The organism is Streptomonospora nanhaiensis (assembly GCF_026642255.1).
Classification (GTDB): Bacteria; Actinomycetota; Actinomycetes; order Streptosporangiales; family Streptosporangiaceae; genus Nocardiopsis; species Nocardiopsis tropica.
Window position 1 is genome coordinate 2,564,407 of record NZ_CP113264.1, and the last position, 18,409, is coordinate 2,582,815.

An 18,409-nucleotide genomic window follows, 5' to 3' on the forward strand; every position below is an offset into this window, starting at 1 on the left:
CTGACAGGGTGGCAGGTGAAAACTCGCCCCACCCTGGAAGGCACCCGGTGGCCGAACCCGTCCGAGCACGCAGACTCACCCCGCCCGAGGGCCAAAAACTCCAACGCATCGTCCGCCGGGGCAGCACCAACACCGTCCGCTACCGGCGGGCGATGATGATCCTGGCCTCCTCCAGCGGCAACACCGTCCCCGCGATCGCCCGCCTGGTCGCCGCGGACGAGGACACCGTCCGCGACGTGATCCACCGCTTCAACCGGATCGGCCTGGACTGCCTGGACCCTAACTGGGCGGGAGGGGAGTCCCCGCCTACTCACCCACGACCAGGAAGAACACGTCGCCCAGACGGCCACCACCCGCCCCACCGCACTCGGCAAACCCTTCACCCGCTGGTCGATCCGAAAACTCGCCGACCACCTGCGCCAGGACCCCGACCGACCACTACGCATCAGCCGTGAAACGCTGCGATGCCTCCTGCACCGCCACGGCATCACCTTTCAGCGCACCCGGACCTGGAAGGACTCACCCGATCCCGAGGCCGATGCCAAGCTGGACCGGATCGAGCACGTCACCACCTACTTCCCCGACCGGGTCTTCGCCTTCGACGAGTTCGGGCCGCTCGGTATCCGCCCAGCCCACGGCGCGGGCTGGGCCCCGCGAAGACGCCCGGACCGGATCCCGGCCACCTACCGGCGCACCCAGGGCATCACTTACTTCCACGGCTGTTACTCGGTGGGTTCCGACACTGTGTGGGGCATCAACCACCGGCGCAAAGGCGGAGCGAACACGCTGAAGGCCCTGAAATCGATACGCACCGCACGCCCGGACGGCGCACCCGTCTACGTGATCATGGACAACCTGTCCGCGCACAAGGGCCCCAAGATCCGCGCCTGGGCCCGGCGCAACAAGGTCGAGTTGTGCTTCACCCCGACCTACGCCTCCTGGGCCAACCCGATCGAGGCGCACTTCGGACCTTTGCGCCAGTTCACCATCGCCAACTCCCACCACCCCAACCACACGGTCCAGACCCGGGCTCTGCACGCCTATCTGCGGTGGCGCAACGCCAACGCCCGCGACCCGCACGTGCTCGCAGCCCAGCGCCGCGAACGTGCCCGGGTGCGCAGCGAGAAAGGCCTGCGCTGGGGAGGGCGACCGCTGGCCACCGCGGCATGACCCCAACCGGCGAACCTTTTCAGTCACCGCACTAGGTCGTGCTGGACCCGATGTGCGGGATCGGTACCACTCTGGTCGAGGCCGTCCACCTGGGCAGGGACGCAGTCGGTATCGAGCTGGAGCCCAAGTGGGCCTCTATCGCCCGGCTGAACCTGGAGACCGCTGCCATCCAGGGCGCGCACGGCACCGGGGTGGTGCACACCGGAGAGGGGGCCGAAGTCGCCGCCCGCCTGGCCCTGACCTCGTTGGCGGGCCGGGTCTCTTTGGTGCTGACTTCGCCCCCGTACGGGGCCATGACCCACGGCCAGGTCCGCTCACGCCGCGACGGTGCCCGGGCGGTGGAAAAGCACGCACACCGCTACTCGCGCGACCGGGACCGGCGTACGGCCAACCTCGCCTACCAGCGTCCCGAGAAGCTGATGGACTCCTTCACCAGGATGATGGCCGCCTGCCGTGTGCTGCTCGCTCCGGGCGGGGTGGTCGTGGTGACCACGCGCCCCTACCGCACCCGGGGCAGGCTCGTGGACTTTCCCGGACAGGTGGCCCAGGCGGGCCGGCGGGCGGGGCTGGTGCAGGTGGACCGGTGCGCGGCGCTGCTGTGCGCGGTCCTCGGGGGCCGGGTGGTCGGCCGGACCTCGTTCTTCCAGCAGGTCGAGACCCGCTGGCTGTGAAAGGAGGGCCGGCCCTCGCGGTGACCCAGCATGAGGACGCACTCGTGTTCACCAACCCGCCCCCTGCCGGGGCGGGCGCGCTCGTAGAAGGCAAAGTCCGTCGAACTGGGCCACTTCACCACCCACTTCACCCAGGACACCTACCAGACGGGGTTCCCCGACATGGCCAAAGCCGCGGCCGAGGCCACCGCCACGCACCTGCGCGGAACCCCGGCCCGGAGCGGAAGGCTGGTTCCGGTGCGGTAGCCGGTACCGGAGAGCACACCAGGAGCCACACGGCACCGACGACCCCAGGTCAGCGAAAGGGTTCATGCCCGCTGGCCTGGGGTTCCCTCACTCCAAGGGCCGTTCGACTATCGGATCGAAGGTCCCCTGGACTGGTCATTCTTCGGCCGCCCGTTCTGCCAGATTTACAGCACCTACCGGCGGACGAAGTCCAGAACAAGCCCCAGGTGTGTTGAGAAGCACATGGAGGTGCAGATCGGAAGCATGGTTAAAGGGATGCCTCATTTGGTGATTGTGGCAAGCTTTTTGTAGCAGATCAGCGCAGGGGCCAAGCAGAGGAGGACGAGGAAGTGGGCGCTCTTTCTTTCGTCTTTTCGTCTCGGATGGCGAGTCGGCGATAGCCGAAAAGTGAGGTAAATAATCGCTCGATTCGATTGTAAGCGGGCTTCTTGTCAAGATGTCGACGATGCTGGGGCCGTGGTCCACTGAGAAAGTGTCTGCCACCGTGCTTGTGGATGGCTGATCGTCGGCACCTCATTGCCCTCGTCTGCTTTTGCGTACTTGAAAGGGGTGCTGGGCGCGCGATCCCGCTTGGCGTGCTGGAGTCCGTCGAATTGCAGGCAGCGCACGGTGCCAGTGTTAAGTTCTGTGTGTGTCAATAGCCATGGCGACAAGGGCAGTGGATTAGAATCGCGAGATATGAGGAAGGGCTGTTGCGTGACTATCGGATCTTGGAAAATTGCCTTGCCTGGGGCAGGCTTTCCAGCTCCCCTAAGATTGAGTACATCAATAGAATAAACCGTGCCGTCATAAGTCATAGAAATGGGAACTGCTAGGTCTGCACGCCAGGAAGAAGCGGCGCGGTGCGCGAAACGGCGCAGAAGGCCGTCGAGTTGATCGGCTTGGGCCGGCGTGGGGGTATCTCTGCCGTGCATGAGGTCATTGCGAGCGGATATGAGGCCCTGTACCTGCTGATGGTTGGAACGTTCAGGCACGAGCCAAGAGAACATCCGAGTGAATTCGTCTCCTGTGTCAGGCAGGTCCGCAAGAGCTACGCAAAGAGCAAACCAAGTACCCATGCTCGGTGCTGTGAGCTGGTCTGGCCTGATCCCTCGCAGGGGCGTAGGTGAGGCACTGCTAAGCCCCAGAACGGCAGTGAAGCGCAATATTGTTTCCAGAGTGTGGAGCCCCTCTATGAACTTCTTGTCGGGATCGGTGATGCGGGAGTACCTAGAAAAACGGTGGGCCAGAGGTGTCGGCAGACTGTGGGAAACGAACTCCAGAGATTCCCTCAGGCGGTCGGAGAGGGTTGTTGAACACTGCTCCAACAGCTCCTCTCCAGCATTATCCTTGTCGACCCAGTTTGTTGCGTCAAGGCGGAGTGCCTCAACGACTTGTTGCTTGGATCCCTCGCCTGACAGTACGAGGCTGGGAATTCGCCATCCACCATCCTTGAGTTGCTGGAGCAGCCACAAGCCGCCCCATTCATCTGGAGGCATCTTCATGTCGATCAGAATGAGGTCGAATGGATAGGTAGCGATCTTCTGAAGAGCGGTGTTGCCATCTGTGGCCCAGTGTAGGCGTGCACCGGATTTATGAAGTGGGCGACACAGCGTGCGCGCTACGTCGATCTGGTCGTCGGTGACAAGAATACGTAGATCGGCCAATTGCTGAGTCATGCAGGCTCCAATGTCGTGGATGGGGTGAGAGGAAGGGTGATGAGCCAAGCAGTACCAGAGGTTGTGGAGGCTGGACTGATTTGTCCTCCGACTCCGGCAAGAATCGAGCGGGCTCCAAGGAGGCCGAGGCCGTTCCCCTGAGGTTTTGTGCTGCGAACTCGCTTGCCCGCGTTCAGAGCAGCGGCGACGTCCGAGGGGAGACCGGGTCCATTATCTGCGATTTCGACGACAGCTTCATATTCGTCGGCTGTCCAAGCCAAGGTGATGTCCCCACCGTCACTGAGCACTTCGATCGCGTTGCCCACAAGGTTATCGAGGACGGCGCTCAGGGACCGTGCATCCAGTGCAACGTGGACAGTACTCCTAGCCTCCGGGATTTGCAGAGAGATGTTGGAGGGAAGACGAGCGAGGACGGTTCCTGCATATTGGCGGAGGAATCCGCCCAGCTCGATGCTTTCGGAGCTAGCTGGAAAGAGAATAGAGGTTGCCGCTCGTATGCGTAGAGCAATGGCATGTGCCTGGTCAAGATGGCGGCTGGCATTGAGCTGCTGCTGTAGCCGTGCTGTGCGGCTTTCAGCAGGCTGGAATTCGGCGAGGCGGGCAGCGACGAGCTGATTTTTCAGGTCGTGCAAGAGGTCCGCGACGGCTGCCCGGTACGGCTCGGGGCTGGGATGGAGAGCGGCTATGACGGCCTCGGTGATTGGACCCGGCTCAGTTGGTGAGTTAGGAATGGTAATGATCACATCGATGCCGTGTTCGGTCGCCTTGGCGGTGGTTGTTCTGCTCACTTTGGACCAAAGCGCACAGATTTCCTCAATGCTGGCCTGTGATGGTGGTTGAGACGACTGGATTCTAAAGTAGAGCGGCCGGGTATCGAGAAACTCTACAGAAGCCTCCCTTTTACCTATCATTAGGGCAGACAGTGCGGCATCAACAACCGCTCGTTCTCGCCCGGAGAGTTGTGTAGAAGGTAGAAGTGTCGTCATTTTGATTCTGTTGCGATAAAGAATACGCCAGTCGTCGATGAGATTGGGCAGAGAGACGTCAGAATCATCAGCGCCAAGACATCGGTAGACATCGCACAACTGCTGGACTAGGCGCTGAATGTTTTCTTGGGATAATTGTTCTGGAGTCTCGACCTGCTCCAAGGTGTCCAGGACACGCGTCAGGGCTGTGTCGAGCGTGTGGTCAGGATCAACCGACCTTTCTATGGTCTTCTGGAACGTGTCTCGAAGGTGACTACCTGGCTGAAGGGGAAGACCGAGGCCTAGGAAATCATCTATGTCAGTAGCCCACTTGAGCAGAGCGGAAGTATCCGAGGCAAGATGAAGTCCGAAAAGTCGCGCGTCGATCCACCGTTCCGTTGGAACGGGCGAATTGTTGAGCACGAGTGTTTGCTGGGCGAGCAGGAACCTGGCCAGAGACCGATCCCGCTCGTCAGCGCTGTCGAAGGATTGCGCTGGCGATCCATCAGCAAGTCGGTCCAGAACATCCAGGACAGCCAGCGAAGCGCTGTGTTTCGCCGGTGTCCTGCCGACGATAGGTTCACCCTCCACCCTGAAGCGAATACCCAGCGCTGCACTGTCGAGAACGGCCACGGCCGTGGACCGTCGTGCATGATCGGGTCCCGATTCGCGAAACTCGTAGGTTATGTGAAGCTTCATGACACTGGCCACGCGCCCCAAGCGTGTCGTGGGATCTACTGGTCGCGGCATGGTCGGTGCCACGAGTTGCCATACCTGTGCCCATTCTTTCGGCCATCGATCGGCCAATGTCCCCTGGAAATCCCGTGAGGCAGAAACTGCTCCGATGACGGCTTGAAAGGTATTGGAGCCAATCTCTACAGGTATGCCAAGTGATCGCTGTCCTGATCCGAGAAGTAGTCCGTCTTTCAAGCTGGCACGCTGGAAAGCAATGTTGTAGACATCATTTGGGAGCGTAATGAATATGAGTTTATGGGGAGGGTCTGAGACTATGTGGCGTGCGGCAGAGAGAAGATGCTCATAGATAAGTACCTGGGACCCCAAATAAGCAAGAACCTGGTAGTCTTGCTGATGGCACCTCGACATCAGACTGCGGTTTTCATAGGCCCAAGACGCATGTACGAGTGCTTGAGATAGCAGCGGGCGTGATGCTTCGGGTAGTGAAAATATATTTTGCAACCGGCGCACGGCTTGAACATGGGAATTAGGTGCAGGTATTTCCTTTGAAGTTCTGCGTCGTACGCCGGTCCTATTTTGTGTAGTGAAGGCCTGTGGCATGTGTCGCTGAAGGAAATCAAGTGCCGCCTCCTGGTCGGCAGCCTTCTTGCTTCTTCCAACTCCTTGGCCTGTGCGTTGGCGTTGGTGCTTTTCCGTGACAGTGGATCGGAATGTGAGGGCATGGTCGGGTCCCTCGCGCTCGTGCTCATACGTCAAAGAATCATAGCCCAATGCCTCGTAAATAAAGCTCTTTGGGTCATTGATTCCAGATTCAAATTCTTGGCGCTGGGTGGTTATGTGTTCCATTAATAGCTGCTTGGCGACCTCTTCTTCTCCTTCAAGGCACAGGACGCCGATGAGCTGTCTAAATAGGGATGAAGTTATTTTCGGAGAAAGCTTTTCCCGGTCAAGTCCGGTTGCTAGTGCCGCAGATTCACAGAGCCATTTCTGCTTTGTGGTCCATCCTGAGAACGTGGAAGCGACCCGGGCAACGCCACTGCTCATGGTTCCCGACGTAGGATCCACGGCACTGCGGTAGATCTCCGCAGTTGCTGTTTTCTGCAGGAACGCATCCCCCAGGCGGTTAAGCGCTTCCAACGAGACTTGCGTGATGCCCGGCAGCGTGTCCTGGTGCTCGTGGTAGTACGATCTGTGCACCAGCGCCACGGAAATCGCGTTGCGCAAACCGCTTCTGGGCGAGGTGAGCCCAAGCGAACCCAGGTGCTCGAAAGCAGAGGTGGCCTTACTGGCTTTCGTCTCTACAGGAAACTCAAGCCTGTCCAGTTGGCCCCAGCTGGTCCCATTCTCAGTCGCAGTCATGCATCCATCCTCGTCGGGTTTCTCATGTTCCAAGCAGAACAGTATGTCGGAGGCAAAGGCTACGTTGCTTTTGTGGCCTTTCCGGTATAAAATCCACCATTATCCCGATTTGTCAGAGTGCTGAGCTCCTCTTCTGATCCGGTACTTTCCCTGCAGGAACAGGCCCTCGCGCGACGCCACGGATGCGCCGGGTTCCGCAGGACCGGACGTGTGTGCCCCTCCTCTTCTGCTGCATGTCTGGTCAGGACCCAGCCCTCAGGTCAGGACTGGCAGCCTGGTCAATCTCCGCCAGCAGGTGGTGAATGCCCCAGCCCAAAGCAAAGACCAATCGATCCGAAGAAACCGTTGACGAGCATGCGAGGCCAGCCGGTGCGAGGGCTCAGCCCGGTCAGCTTTGCGATCTGGTACCCCTCCCGCACCTGTCCGTTCTGACCCAGGGAGGCTCCCACGTGTTTTCGGGCAGCGTTTCGATGACGGCCTCGTCGGCGGGGGTGAACTTCCACCCCCTCGTGTAGCGGACCGTGCGGCGCGTGGTTTTCAGCCTCCGCAGGTGAGCGAGGAATTCGTGGGTGGCCCCGGCCCCGTCCCCCCGCCAGAAGTTTGGTCTTGGCCGCCTCCGGGACCTGCTCCAGGGCCCGGGTGCGGACTCGGATGACTTTTGAAACCAGGAAGTCCTGCCTGGGTCCGCCTTGCCTTGGTCATGTCACCGATTGTGACGCGCGAAGCCTTGCAAGGTAAGGGGTTTTGGGGAAATGGCCGTGTGCGGTCGTGTGGGTGAATCGAGGACGGGCCTGTTCGGCTGGGACAGGGGGCGTGTGGCGGCTGACGCGGCATGGCAGCCCAGGGTGTGCCACGTGACGGCGTTGGCGCGGCTGTGGGGCGCTGGTGGGCGGACGCGAGCGACCCTGGGCACGGCCCTCGCGGTCACGGAACGGTAAAGTGCTCCGCGAGGCGGCCTTCCACCTGGACCGGACCCTGTACCGGGGAGCACGCACGGAGCACGTCAGGGCCCCGAACACGACGAGGACACCTCGCGGAGTCCTCGAACACCCCGTATGAACTGGGGTTTTGTGGTGCACCTGGCAGGATTCGAACCTGCGGCCATCGGATGGGAAGTCCGTTGTCGAGACGGTGCAGGTGGCCCCGGGGAACTCAGATGTCGCAGCTCTGGCAGCGGCGCGTGGCGACTCGCGCCGTGTTGCCGTGCGTGGCCTGAGCGGGGCTCCCCTCGCTGATGCGTCTCCACAGCTGAGGGTCGGGTTCGGGGATCCACCCCCACTGCGGTGCTGTGACCTCGTTGTCGTTCTGGTGCATGCAGCCAGGGCGGTGGGCCACGCCACGCGGTGAGACGAGGACGGCGCCGGCGGGGAAGACGGAGCCCGCCGACACGGCGCCGGTACGGGCCCGAGCGGTTCCGTCGTCCTTGCCGAGGGAACAGGCGCAGCCGCCGCCGACGGGGAGTTCGCAGAAATCACAGCGTTCCATGGGCCCCATCCTGCGCGACCCCTGTGACCATCGGGCGTGAGGCGCACGTCCTGCGCGGGAGGCCGCCAACGTGTTGCCTGGTCCGGAAGGCATGGCCGGATACGGCCACTTCCGGAAGAGAAGGTGCCGGGGGAACGAACGCTTCATCCCCCGAAGGACGCGCCGGGCGCACGGGGCGGGCCCACCCCTCACCACTCGTCGAACCCCGTGAGACGGACGGATTCCACGGTCCGGCCCCCAGACCCTGAACGCGGCCCGGCGGTCGGGAGATCCGCCAGGGCCCTCCGACCGTCGCCACACGGAGCGGGGCGTCAGTCCGCGGGAACGCTCTGCGAGAGCACACGTGCCCGCAACAGCGGTACAACCCTGGCCATCACCGCGGACACCGCGAGGCAGTAGCCGCCCAGCGCGGCCAGCTGGGCGGAGTAGGGGACCCCCGCGTCGATGAGCAGACCCGCCACGCCGGGACCGGCGGCGGAGGCGAACACCATGACCGCCACGACCACCGACCGGATCGAGCCCAGGTGTGCGGTCCCGTAGACCTCCGGCCACACCGCGCCGAACAGGCTCAGGGAGAGGCCGTTGGTGACGCCGTACAGCGCCATGAAGGCGAACGCGCCCCACTGGCCGGCCACCGAGGCCAGCACGACCAGACCGAACCCGAGCGGCAGCAGGTAGACGGGCACCAGCCTCATCGCGCTGAACCGGTCGACCAGCTGTCCTCCGACCAGGTTGAACACGACGGTGGTCACCGCGTACACGGTGAACGCCGCGGCGAACGCGGCGGGCGCCCACCCGCGCGACTCCACCAGATACACCTGGTGGAAGAACACGGTGTTGCCGATCAGGGCGGGAGCCGCCATCGCCGCCGCGACCAGGTAGAAGCAGGGGTCGCGCAGGGTCTGGCGGCGGGTCCAGTCCCGTGCCCGCAACTCCCGGCCTCCCTCCGGTACGGGGGCGGGTTCGCGCTCGGCGCTCATGAGCGCCGTGACCTGCCAGACGAGGACGAGCAGGAGCACCGCGGCCGCCCACCAGGTCCCGCGCCATCCGGCCAGGGCGGCGAGTGCGACCACGGCCAGGGGCAGGAGCGCTTCTCCGGTGTTCAGCCCCAGCGTCGCCACCGAGGTGGCGCGTCCCCGCTCGCGGCCGAACCACCGGCCCATGAGCGTGAACGAGGTGTGCGTCATCATCCCCTGGCCGAACAGGCGCAGGAGGAACAGCGCCCCGAAGAGGGCGACGACGTGTGACGACAGCGCCATCGCCGCCGCGCCCGCGGCCAGGAACGCGAAGACCCCCAGGACGACCCCCGCGGCGCCGAAGCGGTCGACGACCGAACCGATCTGTGTCAGGGCCAAGGCGCTCGCCAGGGTCGCGAGCATGAAGAGCGAGCCGAACTCGCCGTGGGAGAGGCCGTACTCCGCCCGGATGTCGCCGGCGGACAGCGAGACGAAGAAGGTCTGTCCGAAGGAGGACATGAGGAAGAGCGCGAAGCCGCCGAGGAGCCATCGCCGGTTCGAGTGCAGGAAACGCAGGTAGCCGGACATGCCCACTCTTCGCTTGTCGTGTTCCGGCCCGCTCCGGGACCGGCCGGTCTCCTCGTGGGCCGGGCCCCAGGGCCCGGGGGGAGAGACGCAGTCGCGGCCGATCCTAGCCCGGCCCCTGTTCCGGCCCTCGAAGCGGGTCCGAGTCCGATCCGCCCGGACGGGAAATCCGCTTTGGGAACACACGGGAAGCTGTAACCGGTTGTCCGAAAACACCACCTTTGGAGTTCGGAGGACGCGCCGGGGTCCTCTTTTTCAAGAGGTATTCATGTCGTGTTATGTCATCGCCTTCCGGTCAAAAGGGATAGCAGTGCCTCGCGTGTGGAGCCGTCAATACTGTGGGGTTTTTCGTCATCCTTTGTCACGTTACGAGGGTGGTTTGAGCTAGGGTCGAAGGGGGAGAACGGAGGATTCTCTCGGGTTCTTCATGAAAGGTCGAGCATGGGCAGTGGGTTTTGGTAACCCCTGTTCAGAGTGGGAAAAACGCGATTCCGCTGCGATGTCCGGCGGCGCTCTCCTAGGGTGATCAGCGGTTTACGGGACGCGGGCTCTGGGGCCACCAGGGTCGGGCGGCTCACGTAGGCGTTCAGCCAACCCTCCTTCCCCTCGCCCGTCCCGTGGGCTCCCCGAGGACCCACGGGACGGGTACAACGACCACCACGAGGAGAGACTCCGCGGATGTCGATCGACTCAGCCCCCGAGGTACGAACCAGCGAGCAGCAGAGCCTGGCGACCGCGGCGGCGCGCAACCTCGCCACCACGACCAAGTCCGCGCCGCAGATGCAGGGCATCAGCTCCCGCTGGCTGCTGAAGATGCTCCCGTGGGTCCAGGCCGACGGCGGCGCCTACCGCGTCAACCGGCGCCTGACCTACACCATCGGTGACGGCCGGATCGACTTCGACCAGACCGGCTCCGAGGTCCGCGTCATCCCGGCCGAGCTCGGCGAGCTCCCCGTACTGCGCGGCTACGAGGACATGGAGGTGCTGCAGGCCCTGGCCGGGCGCTTCGTCCAACAGGAGTTCGAAGCCGGGCAGGTGCTGGCGCAGGAGGGAACCCCGGCCGACCACCTCTACCTCCTGGCGCACGGTCGCGTGCACAAGACCAGCAACGGCCACTACGGCGAGGTCAACCGCCTCGGCGTCTTGGCCGACGGCGACAAGTTCGGGGACCGCTACCTCCTCGACACCGAGCCGGTCTGGGACTTCACCGTCAAGGCGGCGTCCTCCGGTGTCCTGCTGGCGCTGCCCCGCCGTGAGTTCATCGCCCTCCTGGACGACTCGCCCAGCCTCCAGGCCCAGGTGCAGCAGTTCCTGTCCGTGCCCGAGCACCGGCAGAACAAGCACGGTGAGGCCGAGATCGCCCTGTCCTCCGGACACGTCGGCGAGACCGAGCTGCCCGGCACCTTCGTGGACTACGAGCTCAAGCCCCGCGAGTACGAGCTGAGCGTGGCCCAGACGGTGCTCCGGGTGCACACCAGGGTCGCGGACCTCTACAACAAGCCGATGAACCAGACCGAGCAGCAGCTGCGGCTGACCATCGAGGCGCTCCGCGAGCGCCAGGAGTCCGAGCTGGTCAACAACCGCGACTTCGGCCTGCTCCACAACGCCGACTTCAAGCAGCGCATCCAGACCCACGAGGGCCCGCCCACCCCGGACGACCTCGACGACCTGCTGAGCATGCGCCGCAACACCCAGTTCATGTTCGCCCACCCCCGGGCCATCGCCGCCTTCGGCAAGGAGTGCAACAAGCGGGGGCTGAACATCGGCACGGTCGACGTCAACGGCCACCACCTCCCCGCCTGGCGCGGCGTGCCGCTCCTGCCGTGCGGCAAGATCCCGGTCTCGGAGCACCACACCTCGTCGATCATCGCCATCCGCACCGGCGAGGACAACGAGGGCGTCATCGGGCTCCACCAGACCGGCCTCCCCGACGAGGTCGAGCCCGGCCTCAACGCCCGGTTCATGGGCATCGACGACAAGGCGATCATCTCCTACCTGGTCAGCACCTACTTCTCCGCCGCGGTCCTGGTCCCCGACGCCATCGGCATCCTGGAGAACGCCGAGGTCCGGCCCCGTGCCTGAGCGCCCGACACTGTCAGGGAAGGAGGACTGAGACGGTGTCACTGATGGCCCGGATGTCCGCCTCCACCGCCACCCACAAGGCGGCGGACCTGGTGGAGGCCCTGCTCCGCGACTCCAACCGACCCGGAAGACCGGACCTGCTGGTGTCCCCTGCGGTACCGGTACCGCAGGCGGCCGCACCGGAGGGTCCTGCCGCTCCGCGCCTCCCCGGCGGGCCCACGGGGCTCGGCGTCTCGGCGGCCACGATCCGGCTCCCGGCGCCGCCCGCCCGGCAGCGCGCCGCGGTCCCCCTCGGGGCCCCGGCACCGGGCCGTACCGGCGTCGGAGCGCGGACCGTCCCGCGGATCCCCGCGACGCCGCCCGGCGCCGGGAGCGTCGGCTCCCACGGGGGCGGGGGTTCTCCGGACACCGCCCGCCCGGCGGAGTCCCGACGCCCGCCGGCGGACAGCGCGTCCGCCGTGCCCGTGTTGTACTGCCCGCCGGCCCTTCGCGACGACCCCGCCCTGGGCGACGAGGTCGACGACCGGCTCGTCGAGTGGGCCGAGGAGGTGGGGGTCTACCCCGGCCAGCTCGACCGGGTCAGGGCGACCGGGTTCGGACGCCTCATCATGCTCGCCCACCCAGAGACGGACGACCCCGACCGGCTGCTGGCCGCCGCCAAGTGCGCCCTGGCGGAGTGGTCCGTGGACGACCACTACGTCGACGGCGAGGTCGAGGAGGCGCAGCCCGAACTGCTCGGCCAACGCCTGGCCATCGCCCACTCGGTGATCGACCAGGCCCACCTCCCGCTGAGCTACGCGCCCCAGCTGGAGGAGGTCGTCCAGAGCGACCCGGTGATGGTCGCCCTGCGCTCCAGCCTGAAGAACCTCGCCCGCTACGGCTCGTCAACCCAGGTGCGCAGGCTCCGCCACGAGCTGGCCATCATGTTCGTGGCCTACAACCAGGAGGGCGTCTGGGCGGCGACGGGGCAGCGGCCGCCGGTCTGGGAGTTCCTCATGCACCGGCACGAGAACAGTTTCGTGCCCTGCATGGCGCTCATCGACACGGTCGCCGGCTACGAGCTCCCCGCGGAGGAGTTCTCCGACCCCAGGGTGCGTCGCCTGTTCACCATGGCCGGATCGGCAACCGTGATCGTGAACGACCTGTACTCGATGGGTAAGGAGGACCCCTCCGACTTCAGCGTCCCCCGGCTGATCGCCACCGAGGACGGGTGCTCCGAGCGCGAGGCGATCGAGCGCACCGTCGTGCTCCACGACGAGCTGATGCACACCTACGAGGCGGAGGCCTCCGCCCTCGCCCTCACCGGCTCACCCGAGCTGCGCCGGTTCCTGGCAGGCGTGTGGGCCTGGTGCGGCGGCAGCCGCGAATGGCACGCCCGCACCGCCCGCTACCACGGGACGGGCACCGCCTGAGGGGGATCACGGCCCCCTGCACGTCACCACCGCGGCCCGGGCCCTGCCCGGGCCGCCTCCGGAAACCACCACAAGGAGTACACGCGATGACCACCACCATGCCCTCCTCGGACAACGTGCTGCGCACCGACTACCAGAAGTCCGTCGCCGCGTACTGGAACGCGGAGAAGGACCCCGTCAACATCCGCCTGGGCGAGGTCGACGGCTTCTTCCACCACCACTACGGGATCGGCGACTACGACCCCTCCGTCCTGCAGGGACCGGAGGAGACCCGCGAGGCGCGCATCATCGAGGAACTGCACCGCCTGGAGTCCGCCCAGGCCCAGGTGCTCATCGACCACCTCGGCGACATCAGGCCCGAGGACCGCATCCAGGACACCGGCTCCGGCCGGGGCGGTACCAGCTTCATGGCCAACCAGCGGTTCGGCTGCTACGTGGACGGCGTCTCGATCTCCCAGCAGCAGGTCGACTTCTCCAACGAGCAGGCGCGCGACCGGGGCGTGGACGACAAGGTCCGCTTCCACTTCCGCAACATGCTGGACACCGGCTTCGAGACGGGGTCCATGCGCGCCAGCTGGAACAACGAGTCGACCATGTACGTCGACCTCTACGAGCTCTTCAGCGAGCACGCCCGCCTGCTCCGGTACGGCGGCCGCTACGTCACCATCACCGGGTGCTACAACGACGTGACCGGCGGACGCTCCAAGGCGGTCAGCCGCATCGACGAGCACTACACGTGCAACGTGCACCCCCGCAGCGCCTACTTCAAGGCGATGGCGGCCAACAACCTCGTCCCCATCAGCGTCGTCGACCTCACCGCCGACACGATCCCCTACTGGGAGCTGCGCGCGCAGTCCTCGGTCGCCACCGGTGTGGAGGACCCGTTCCTGACCGCCTACAAGGAGGGCAGCTTCCACTACCTGCTCATCGCCGCCGACAAGGTCTGACCCCAGGCCCGGCGCGCGGGCGCTCACCGGTCTCGCACCGAGCGCCCGCACCGATCTTCCAGACCCCCCGTAGCCCACAGCCCGGGCACCGCAACCGCGGACGGGGACGACGGGCCCGCGACGCGGGCCCGTCACCCCTTCCCGTCCGCCCGACCGAAGGACCCACATGAGCACGCACCCCGCCGCCGACCGCCCCGGAACCTCCGCCACCGTCCCGCCCGGAGACCGCCCGGACGGCCGGATCATGCTCGAACTGGTCGACGAGGCGGGGACGACCATCGGCACGGCCGAGAAGCTCTCCGCGCACCAGGCACCCGGACGGCTCCACCGCGCCTTCTCCGTCTTCCTCCTCGACGAGCACGGCCGCCTCCTCCTCCAGCGCCGCGCCCTGGGCAAGTACCACTCGCCCGGCGTGTGGTCGAACACCTGCTGCGGCCACCCCTACCCCGGCGAGCCGCCGTTCGCGGCCGCGGCCCGCCGCGTCGGCGAGGAGCTGGGCGTGGCGCCCGCGCTGATGCGCGAGGCCGGCACCGTGCGCTACCACCACCCTGACCCGGACTCCGGCCTGGTCGAGCAGGAGTTCAACCACCTGTTCGTCGGCCTGGTGGACGGCGCCCTGCGCCCCGACCCCGACGAGATCGCCGAGACGGCCTTCGCCGACCCGGGGGAGCTGGCGAAGCTGGTGGGAGCGGACCCGTTCTCGGTGTGGTTCACGACGGTGCTCGACGCGGCACGGCCGGGACTGCGCGAACTGGCGCCGGTAGCCGGCTGGTAACCGTTCCGGGGCGGCTCGGGAAACCACCGGACACGAGTGCGCTCCGGGGACGTCGGCGGGACGGCTCACGAGCGAACCGCCGACGACCCCGGAGACGCCCCGGAATCTGCTCAGTTCGCCTTTGACGTCAACCCGGACAGGAACTCCTGCGTCTCAGGGTCCGTCGAGTACAGGAGCGTGCCCCGAGCCGGACTTGAACGCCTGCTGTGCGGCGTGATCGTGTGGCCGGATCGTGCCACAGAAGGGAGTTTTCCGGATACAGCCGGTGTTCGCGGCGTAGCCTGAGCATCCGATTCCACATTCGAGGCGGAGAGGACACGCTCGGTGCCCGAGATTCCCGCCCCCACGGGGCGATCCACCACCATTGACGACGTGGCCAGGTCCGTGGTCGCTCGTGTCGCTCCGGACGAGATCGACGCCTACCCGCGCGTCCGTGACGAGTACTTCGTACGCGGCAGGGCCAACCGGTCCGAGGACAATCCCCTCGGGTTCGGTGAGATCGTCGTTGGCGTGGTCACCGGTATCGTGCTCACCGTGCTCCACGACCTGGCGGTCGAGTCGCTCACCGACGCGGCCCGACCGTGGTGGAAGCGCGGTTGGCAGCGAATAGGGCAGCTCCTGCGGGTGCGCAGGCGCCCGAAGGTCGAACCCGGCACCGTCGCGCGCGCCCCCTCCCCGGAGCAGGTTCCCGCGGTCATCGCTTCTGTCAACGACCACGTCCGGAAAGCGGGCCTGCCACCGCAGCAGGCCGAACTCCTGGCGCAGGCCATCATCGCCGAACTCACCTCCCCGGAACGGCCTGACGACGGTGCCTGTGCAGATTCCTCTGGCTGAGGAGCGGGAAACCGATCCTCCTCCGTCCCGGGCGTTCGACCCGTTCCTGCTTCCCAGCGCGACGAGTATTCGGTTCTTCCTGATCATCCTGCTCGCCGCCGTGGGCTCCATGTACATCGGGTTCTTCTACCTGCCGACCGTGCCGGTCCTCGGTGTCGACCCCACCGGCACCGAGGCTGCGGCGGTCTGTGCCGAGCAGGCACGCACTGACGCCGGCCGACTCTCCGACCAGGTGCTCTTCGAGGGGTACGCCGACTGTATAGCGGCCGCGGATCGCGCAGCGGCCCTGTGGATGGTCATCCCCGGACTGCTGTGGGCCGCCCTGACCGTCCTGGTCTACGCGCTCTATCCCCGACGGCTGGAGAAGCGACTGCGCCCCGGCGAACTCCCGGATGAGAGCGGAGCCCGGGCGGTTTTGCGAGAGGTGGAGGCCGCTCTGGGAAATACCCGTCAACGCGTCAGGATCCTCGTCACTCCGGGGACCGCGGGCGGCGCACGCGTGTTCGGAGCGTTCGGACGGTACCGCATGGCCGTTGACGGCTCCCTGCTGGTCCCACGCAAGGACGGAGAACTCGATCAGAGTGCTCGGGCGGTGATCCGGCACGAGGCCGCTCATCTGCGCAACCGGGACGTCGACATCACCTACCTGACGATGTCCTCGTGGTGGGGCTTCGTCCTTGTCAACACGGGGCCCCTCGCGCTGTACGGGATCGCCTTCCTCTACGAGACCTTCTTCAGTGCCTCCGGCGGGTACCTACTGGCCGGCGCCGCCGTGCAGGGACTGCTCCTCACCGCCGCCACGCTCGTACTGGTGCAGACGGCGCGTGCCCGCGTCCTGCGCTCACGCGAGCACTACGCCGACGTTCGTGCGGCGGGAGCCGGACACATCGGTGCAAGCCTGCGTCATCTGCTGGCCCAGTCGCAATGGTCGGGGGAAGGCTCACTGATACGGCGCAGGTGGCGCGGGCTGCGTGACTACCACCCCTCACACCGTGCCCGAGGGGACATCCTGGACGATCCGCGACGGCTCACCGCCTCGATCAGCGGCGCGGATCTGGTCACGGCCGGGATCGTCCTGGGGGCTGCACACCTGCATCTGAGCATCGCGGCGTTCATGGCCTCCGCCGGAGGGCTGGGAGGCATCTCCTCCACCAGCGTGGTGTTGGGTCTGCCGGTGGGGGCCCTGGTGACGGCGATGGTCTGGAACGTGGTCCGCGCAGCCCCGGAGGCCCGGCACCGGTGGGCGGGGTCGGCCGCGGCACTGGCCGGTGGAGTGCTCATCGCTCACCTGCCACCCGCCCAACCCGGGACCTGGTGGGTCTACCTGCTCCTGAGCAACCCTCTGGCGGCTCTGGTGTCGGGCTTGGTGCTGTGGTGCGTGTGTCTGCTGTTCCTGAGGTGGGCGGCCCTGAGCGGTAGGGCATGGCTGGCCGCCGAGGGCCGGGAGCGGATGCTGTGCCTACTCGGGATGGCCTGCGGTGCGGTCGTCTTCGGCTGCGGATTCGGGGTGTGGGTCTACCTCCACGCGGGCATCCCCATGGCGTTCGAGGGAGGCGGGCTCGCACCGGTCGTCCTTCCGCTGGTCGCGCTCGTCACCGACGTGCGCTTCCACGTGGCGGTGGGATGCGCGATGCTGTTCGCTTTCGGCGGCCTGGTGCGCAGGGCGCGTCTCCGGGGGATCGCCCGGCACCCCTTGGTGCCGGTCGTCGCCGGATGCGCTCTCTCCGCCGTGTACGGTGTCCTGCTTCCTTTGGGGGTCGTCTTGGCTGCCGACGGCGGGTACGCGCTCCGCTTCGTATTCCTGCTCCCTGTCTGGCTGGCGGCCGTGGCCGTGAGCGTCGCGCTGGGAGCCTGGTCCGGAGGTCCGCGCCTGCGGGGCGCGGGCCCGTGCGTGGCCGCCGTCCTCGTCTTCACCGTGCTGGCGTTGGAGCCGCTCGTCTACGGCACTGTTTTCGAGGGCTTGCTGTGCCTGGCGACCAGGTCACCCTCCGAGTGCGCGGCTGCCGTGGGAGGAGCCGTGCTCACCGGGTACGCCGAACCGGTGTTCCTCCTGTGGGGCCTCCCCGTGCTCCTGGCGCTGTGTGGGGGAGGGGCCGCCGCGGGTTCACGGGTGCGCTCGGCGATCGAACGGCGCAGACCGACCTCCGAGGAGCCGGATATCGCCGCTCCCCGGAGGAGACGGCACGTCATCGGAGTCTTGGCGGCGGTCGTGGCCACGGTGACCGTTCTCGGGTCGGCCGTGGTCGAGAGCCTGCCCAACGAGATCACGCCCATCGCAGCAGAACGCAAGCCCCCTCTGCTGGCGCAGGTGGAGTCCTCGACGGTGGGTCGGGAGCAGGCGTGCGAGCAGGGCTTGGAGAGCCAGAACCTGACAGCGGACGACACTGATCCCGCGCTGATCTCCCACGATGTCGAGGCCGGGGCCGTCATTCTGGCCTCGAGCCGCGACCCCGTCCTGGCCGCATTCGGGCGGGTCGTGCTCGACGAGCCCGGTGTGCCCCACACACGGGTCTTCGCCGCGCTGAACTCCTATTGCTACCGGAACTGAACCGGGCTCCCGGTGCCCTC

11 protein-coding genes and 1 pseudogene are annotated in these 18,409 nt (G+C 66.2%); 8 read left to right on the forward strand and 4 right to left on the reverse strand.

Features of this window, described 5'->3' with window-relative positions; genetic code table 11:
* Window positions 1-47 precede the first annotated feature (47 nt).
* Together OUQ99_RS11075 and OUQ99_RS11080 are read left to right on the forward strand one after the other, a co-directional pair.
* Window positions 48-1,170 (forward strand): annotated as a pseudogene (locus tag OUQ99_RS11075) (IS630 family transposase).
* Between the two features lie 38 nt (window positions 1,171-1,208).
* A complete protein-coding gene (locus OUQ99_RS11080) occupies window positions 1,209-1,841 on the forward strand; it encodes a hypothetical protein (RefSeq protein WP_267949353.1) in 633 nt (210 codons plus the stop codon).
* A gap of 677 nt (window positions 1,842-2,518) precedes the next feature.
* Here OUQ99_RS11080 and OUQ99_RS11090 read toward each other — a convergent pair.
* The 4 genes from OUQ99_RS11090 to OUQ99_RS11105 form a co-directional block, all read right to left on the reverse strand.
* Window positions 2,519-3,745 carry a response regulator gene (locus tag OUQ99_RS11090; RefSeq protein ID WP_267949354.1) on the reverse strand — a complete coding sequence of 409 codons (1,227 nt, stop codon included), beginning with the start codon at window positions 3,743-3,745 and terminating at the stop codon, window positions 2,519-2,521.
* Window positions 3,742-6,765, reverse strand: a complete 3,024-nt coding sequence (locus OUQ99_RS11095; RefSeq protein WP_267949355.1) for an ATP-binding protein — start codon at window positions 6,763-6,765, stop codon at window positions 3,742-3,744. Before OUQ99_RS11095 ends, OUQ99_RS11090 begins: the two co-directional genes overlap by 4 nt.
* Before the next feature lie 1,152 nt (window positions 6,766-7,917).
* Window positions 7,918-8,250: a hypothetical protein gene (locus OUQ99_RS11100; protein ID WP_267949356.1), complete on the reverse strand. Its 333-nt coding sequence runs from the start codon at window positions 8,248-8,250 to the stop codon at window positions 7,918-7,920.
* Window positions 8,251-8,561: 311 nt separating this feature from the next.
* Window positions 8,562-9,794 (reverse strand): MFS transporter, encoded by a 1,233-nt coding sequence (locus OUQ99_RS11105; protein ID WP_267949357.1) that lies wholly within the window; start codon window positions 9,792-9,794, stop codon window positions 8,562-8,564.
* 675 nt (window positions 9,795-10,469) lie between these two features.
* On the opposite strand from OUQ99_RS11105, the gene OUQ99_RS11110 reads away from it, so the two are divergent.
* The 6 genes from OUQ99_RS11110 to OUQ99_RS11135 all read left to right on the forward strand — a co-directional run bounded on the left by OUQ99_RS11110 (window position 10,470) and on the right by OUQ99_RS11135 (window position 18,389).
* The gene (locus OUQ99_RS11110; RefSeq protein WP_267949358.1) at window positions 10,470-11,873 is read left to right on the forward strand and encodes a family 2B encapsulin nanocompartment shell protein; all 1,404 of its coding nucleotides are present in this window, start codon (window positions 10,470-10,472) and stop codon (window positions 11,871-11,873) included.
* A 35-nt stretch (window positions 11,874-11,908) separates the two neighbouring features.
* Entirely contained in the window at window positions 11,909-13,285 is a 1,377-nt protein-coding gene (locus OUQ99_RS11115) for a family 2 encapsulin nanocompartment cargo protein terpene cyclase (RefSeq protein ID WP_267949359.1), read from the forward strand.
* Window positions 13,286-13,371: 86 nt separating this feature from the next.
* Window positions 13,372-14,232: a geranyl diphosphate 2-C-methyltransferase gene (locus OUQ99_RS11120; RefSeq protein WP_267949360.1), complete on the forward strand. Its 861-nt coding sequence runs from the start codon at window positions 13,372-13,374 to the stop codon at window positions 14,230-14,232.
* Window positions 14,233-14,398: 166 nt separating this feature from the next.
* Complete coding sequence (gene idi / locus OUQ99_RS11125; protein ID WP_431061497.1) at window positions 14,399-15,007, forward strand: isopentenyl-diphosphate Delta-isomerase; 609 nt, start codon at window positions 14,399-14,401, stop codon at window positions 15,005-15,007.
* A 324-nt stretch (window positions 15,008-15,331) separates the two neighbouring features.
* Entirely contained in the window at window positions 15,332-15,841 is a 510-nt protein-coding gene (locus OUQ99_RS11130; protein WP_267949361.1) for a hypothetical protein, read from the forward strand.
* A complete protein-coding gene (locus OUQ99_RS11135; RefSeq protein WP_267949362.1) occupies window positions 15,822-18,389 on the forward strand; it encodes a hypothetical protein in 2,568 nt (855 codons plus the stop codon). Before OUQ99_RS11130 ends, OUQ99_RS11135 begins: the two co-directional genes overlap by 20 nt.
* Window positions 18,390-18,409 lie beyond the last annotated feature (20 nt).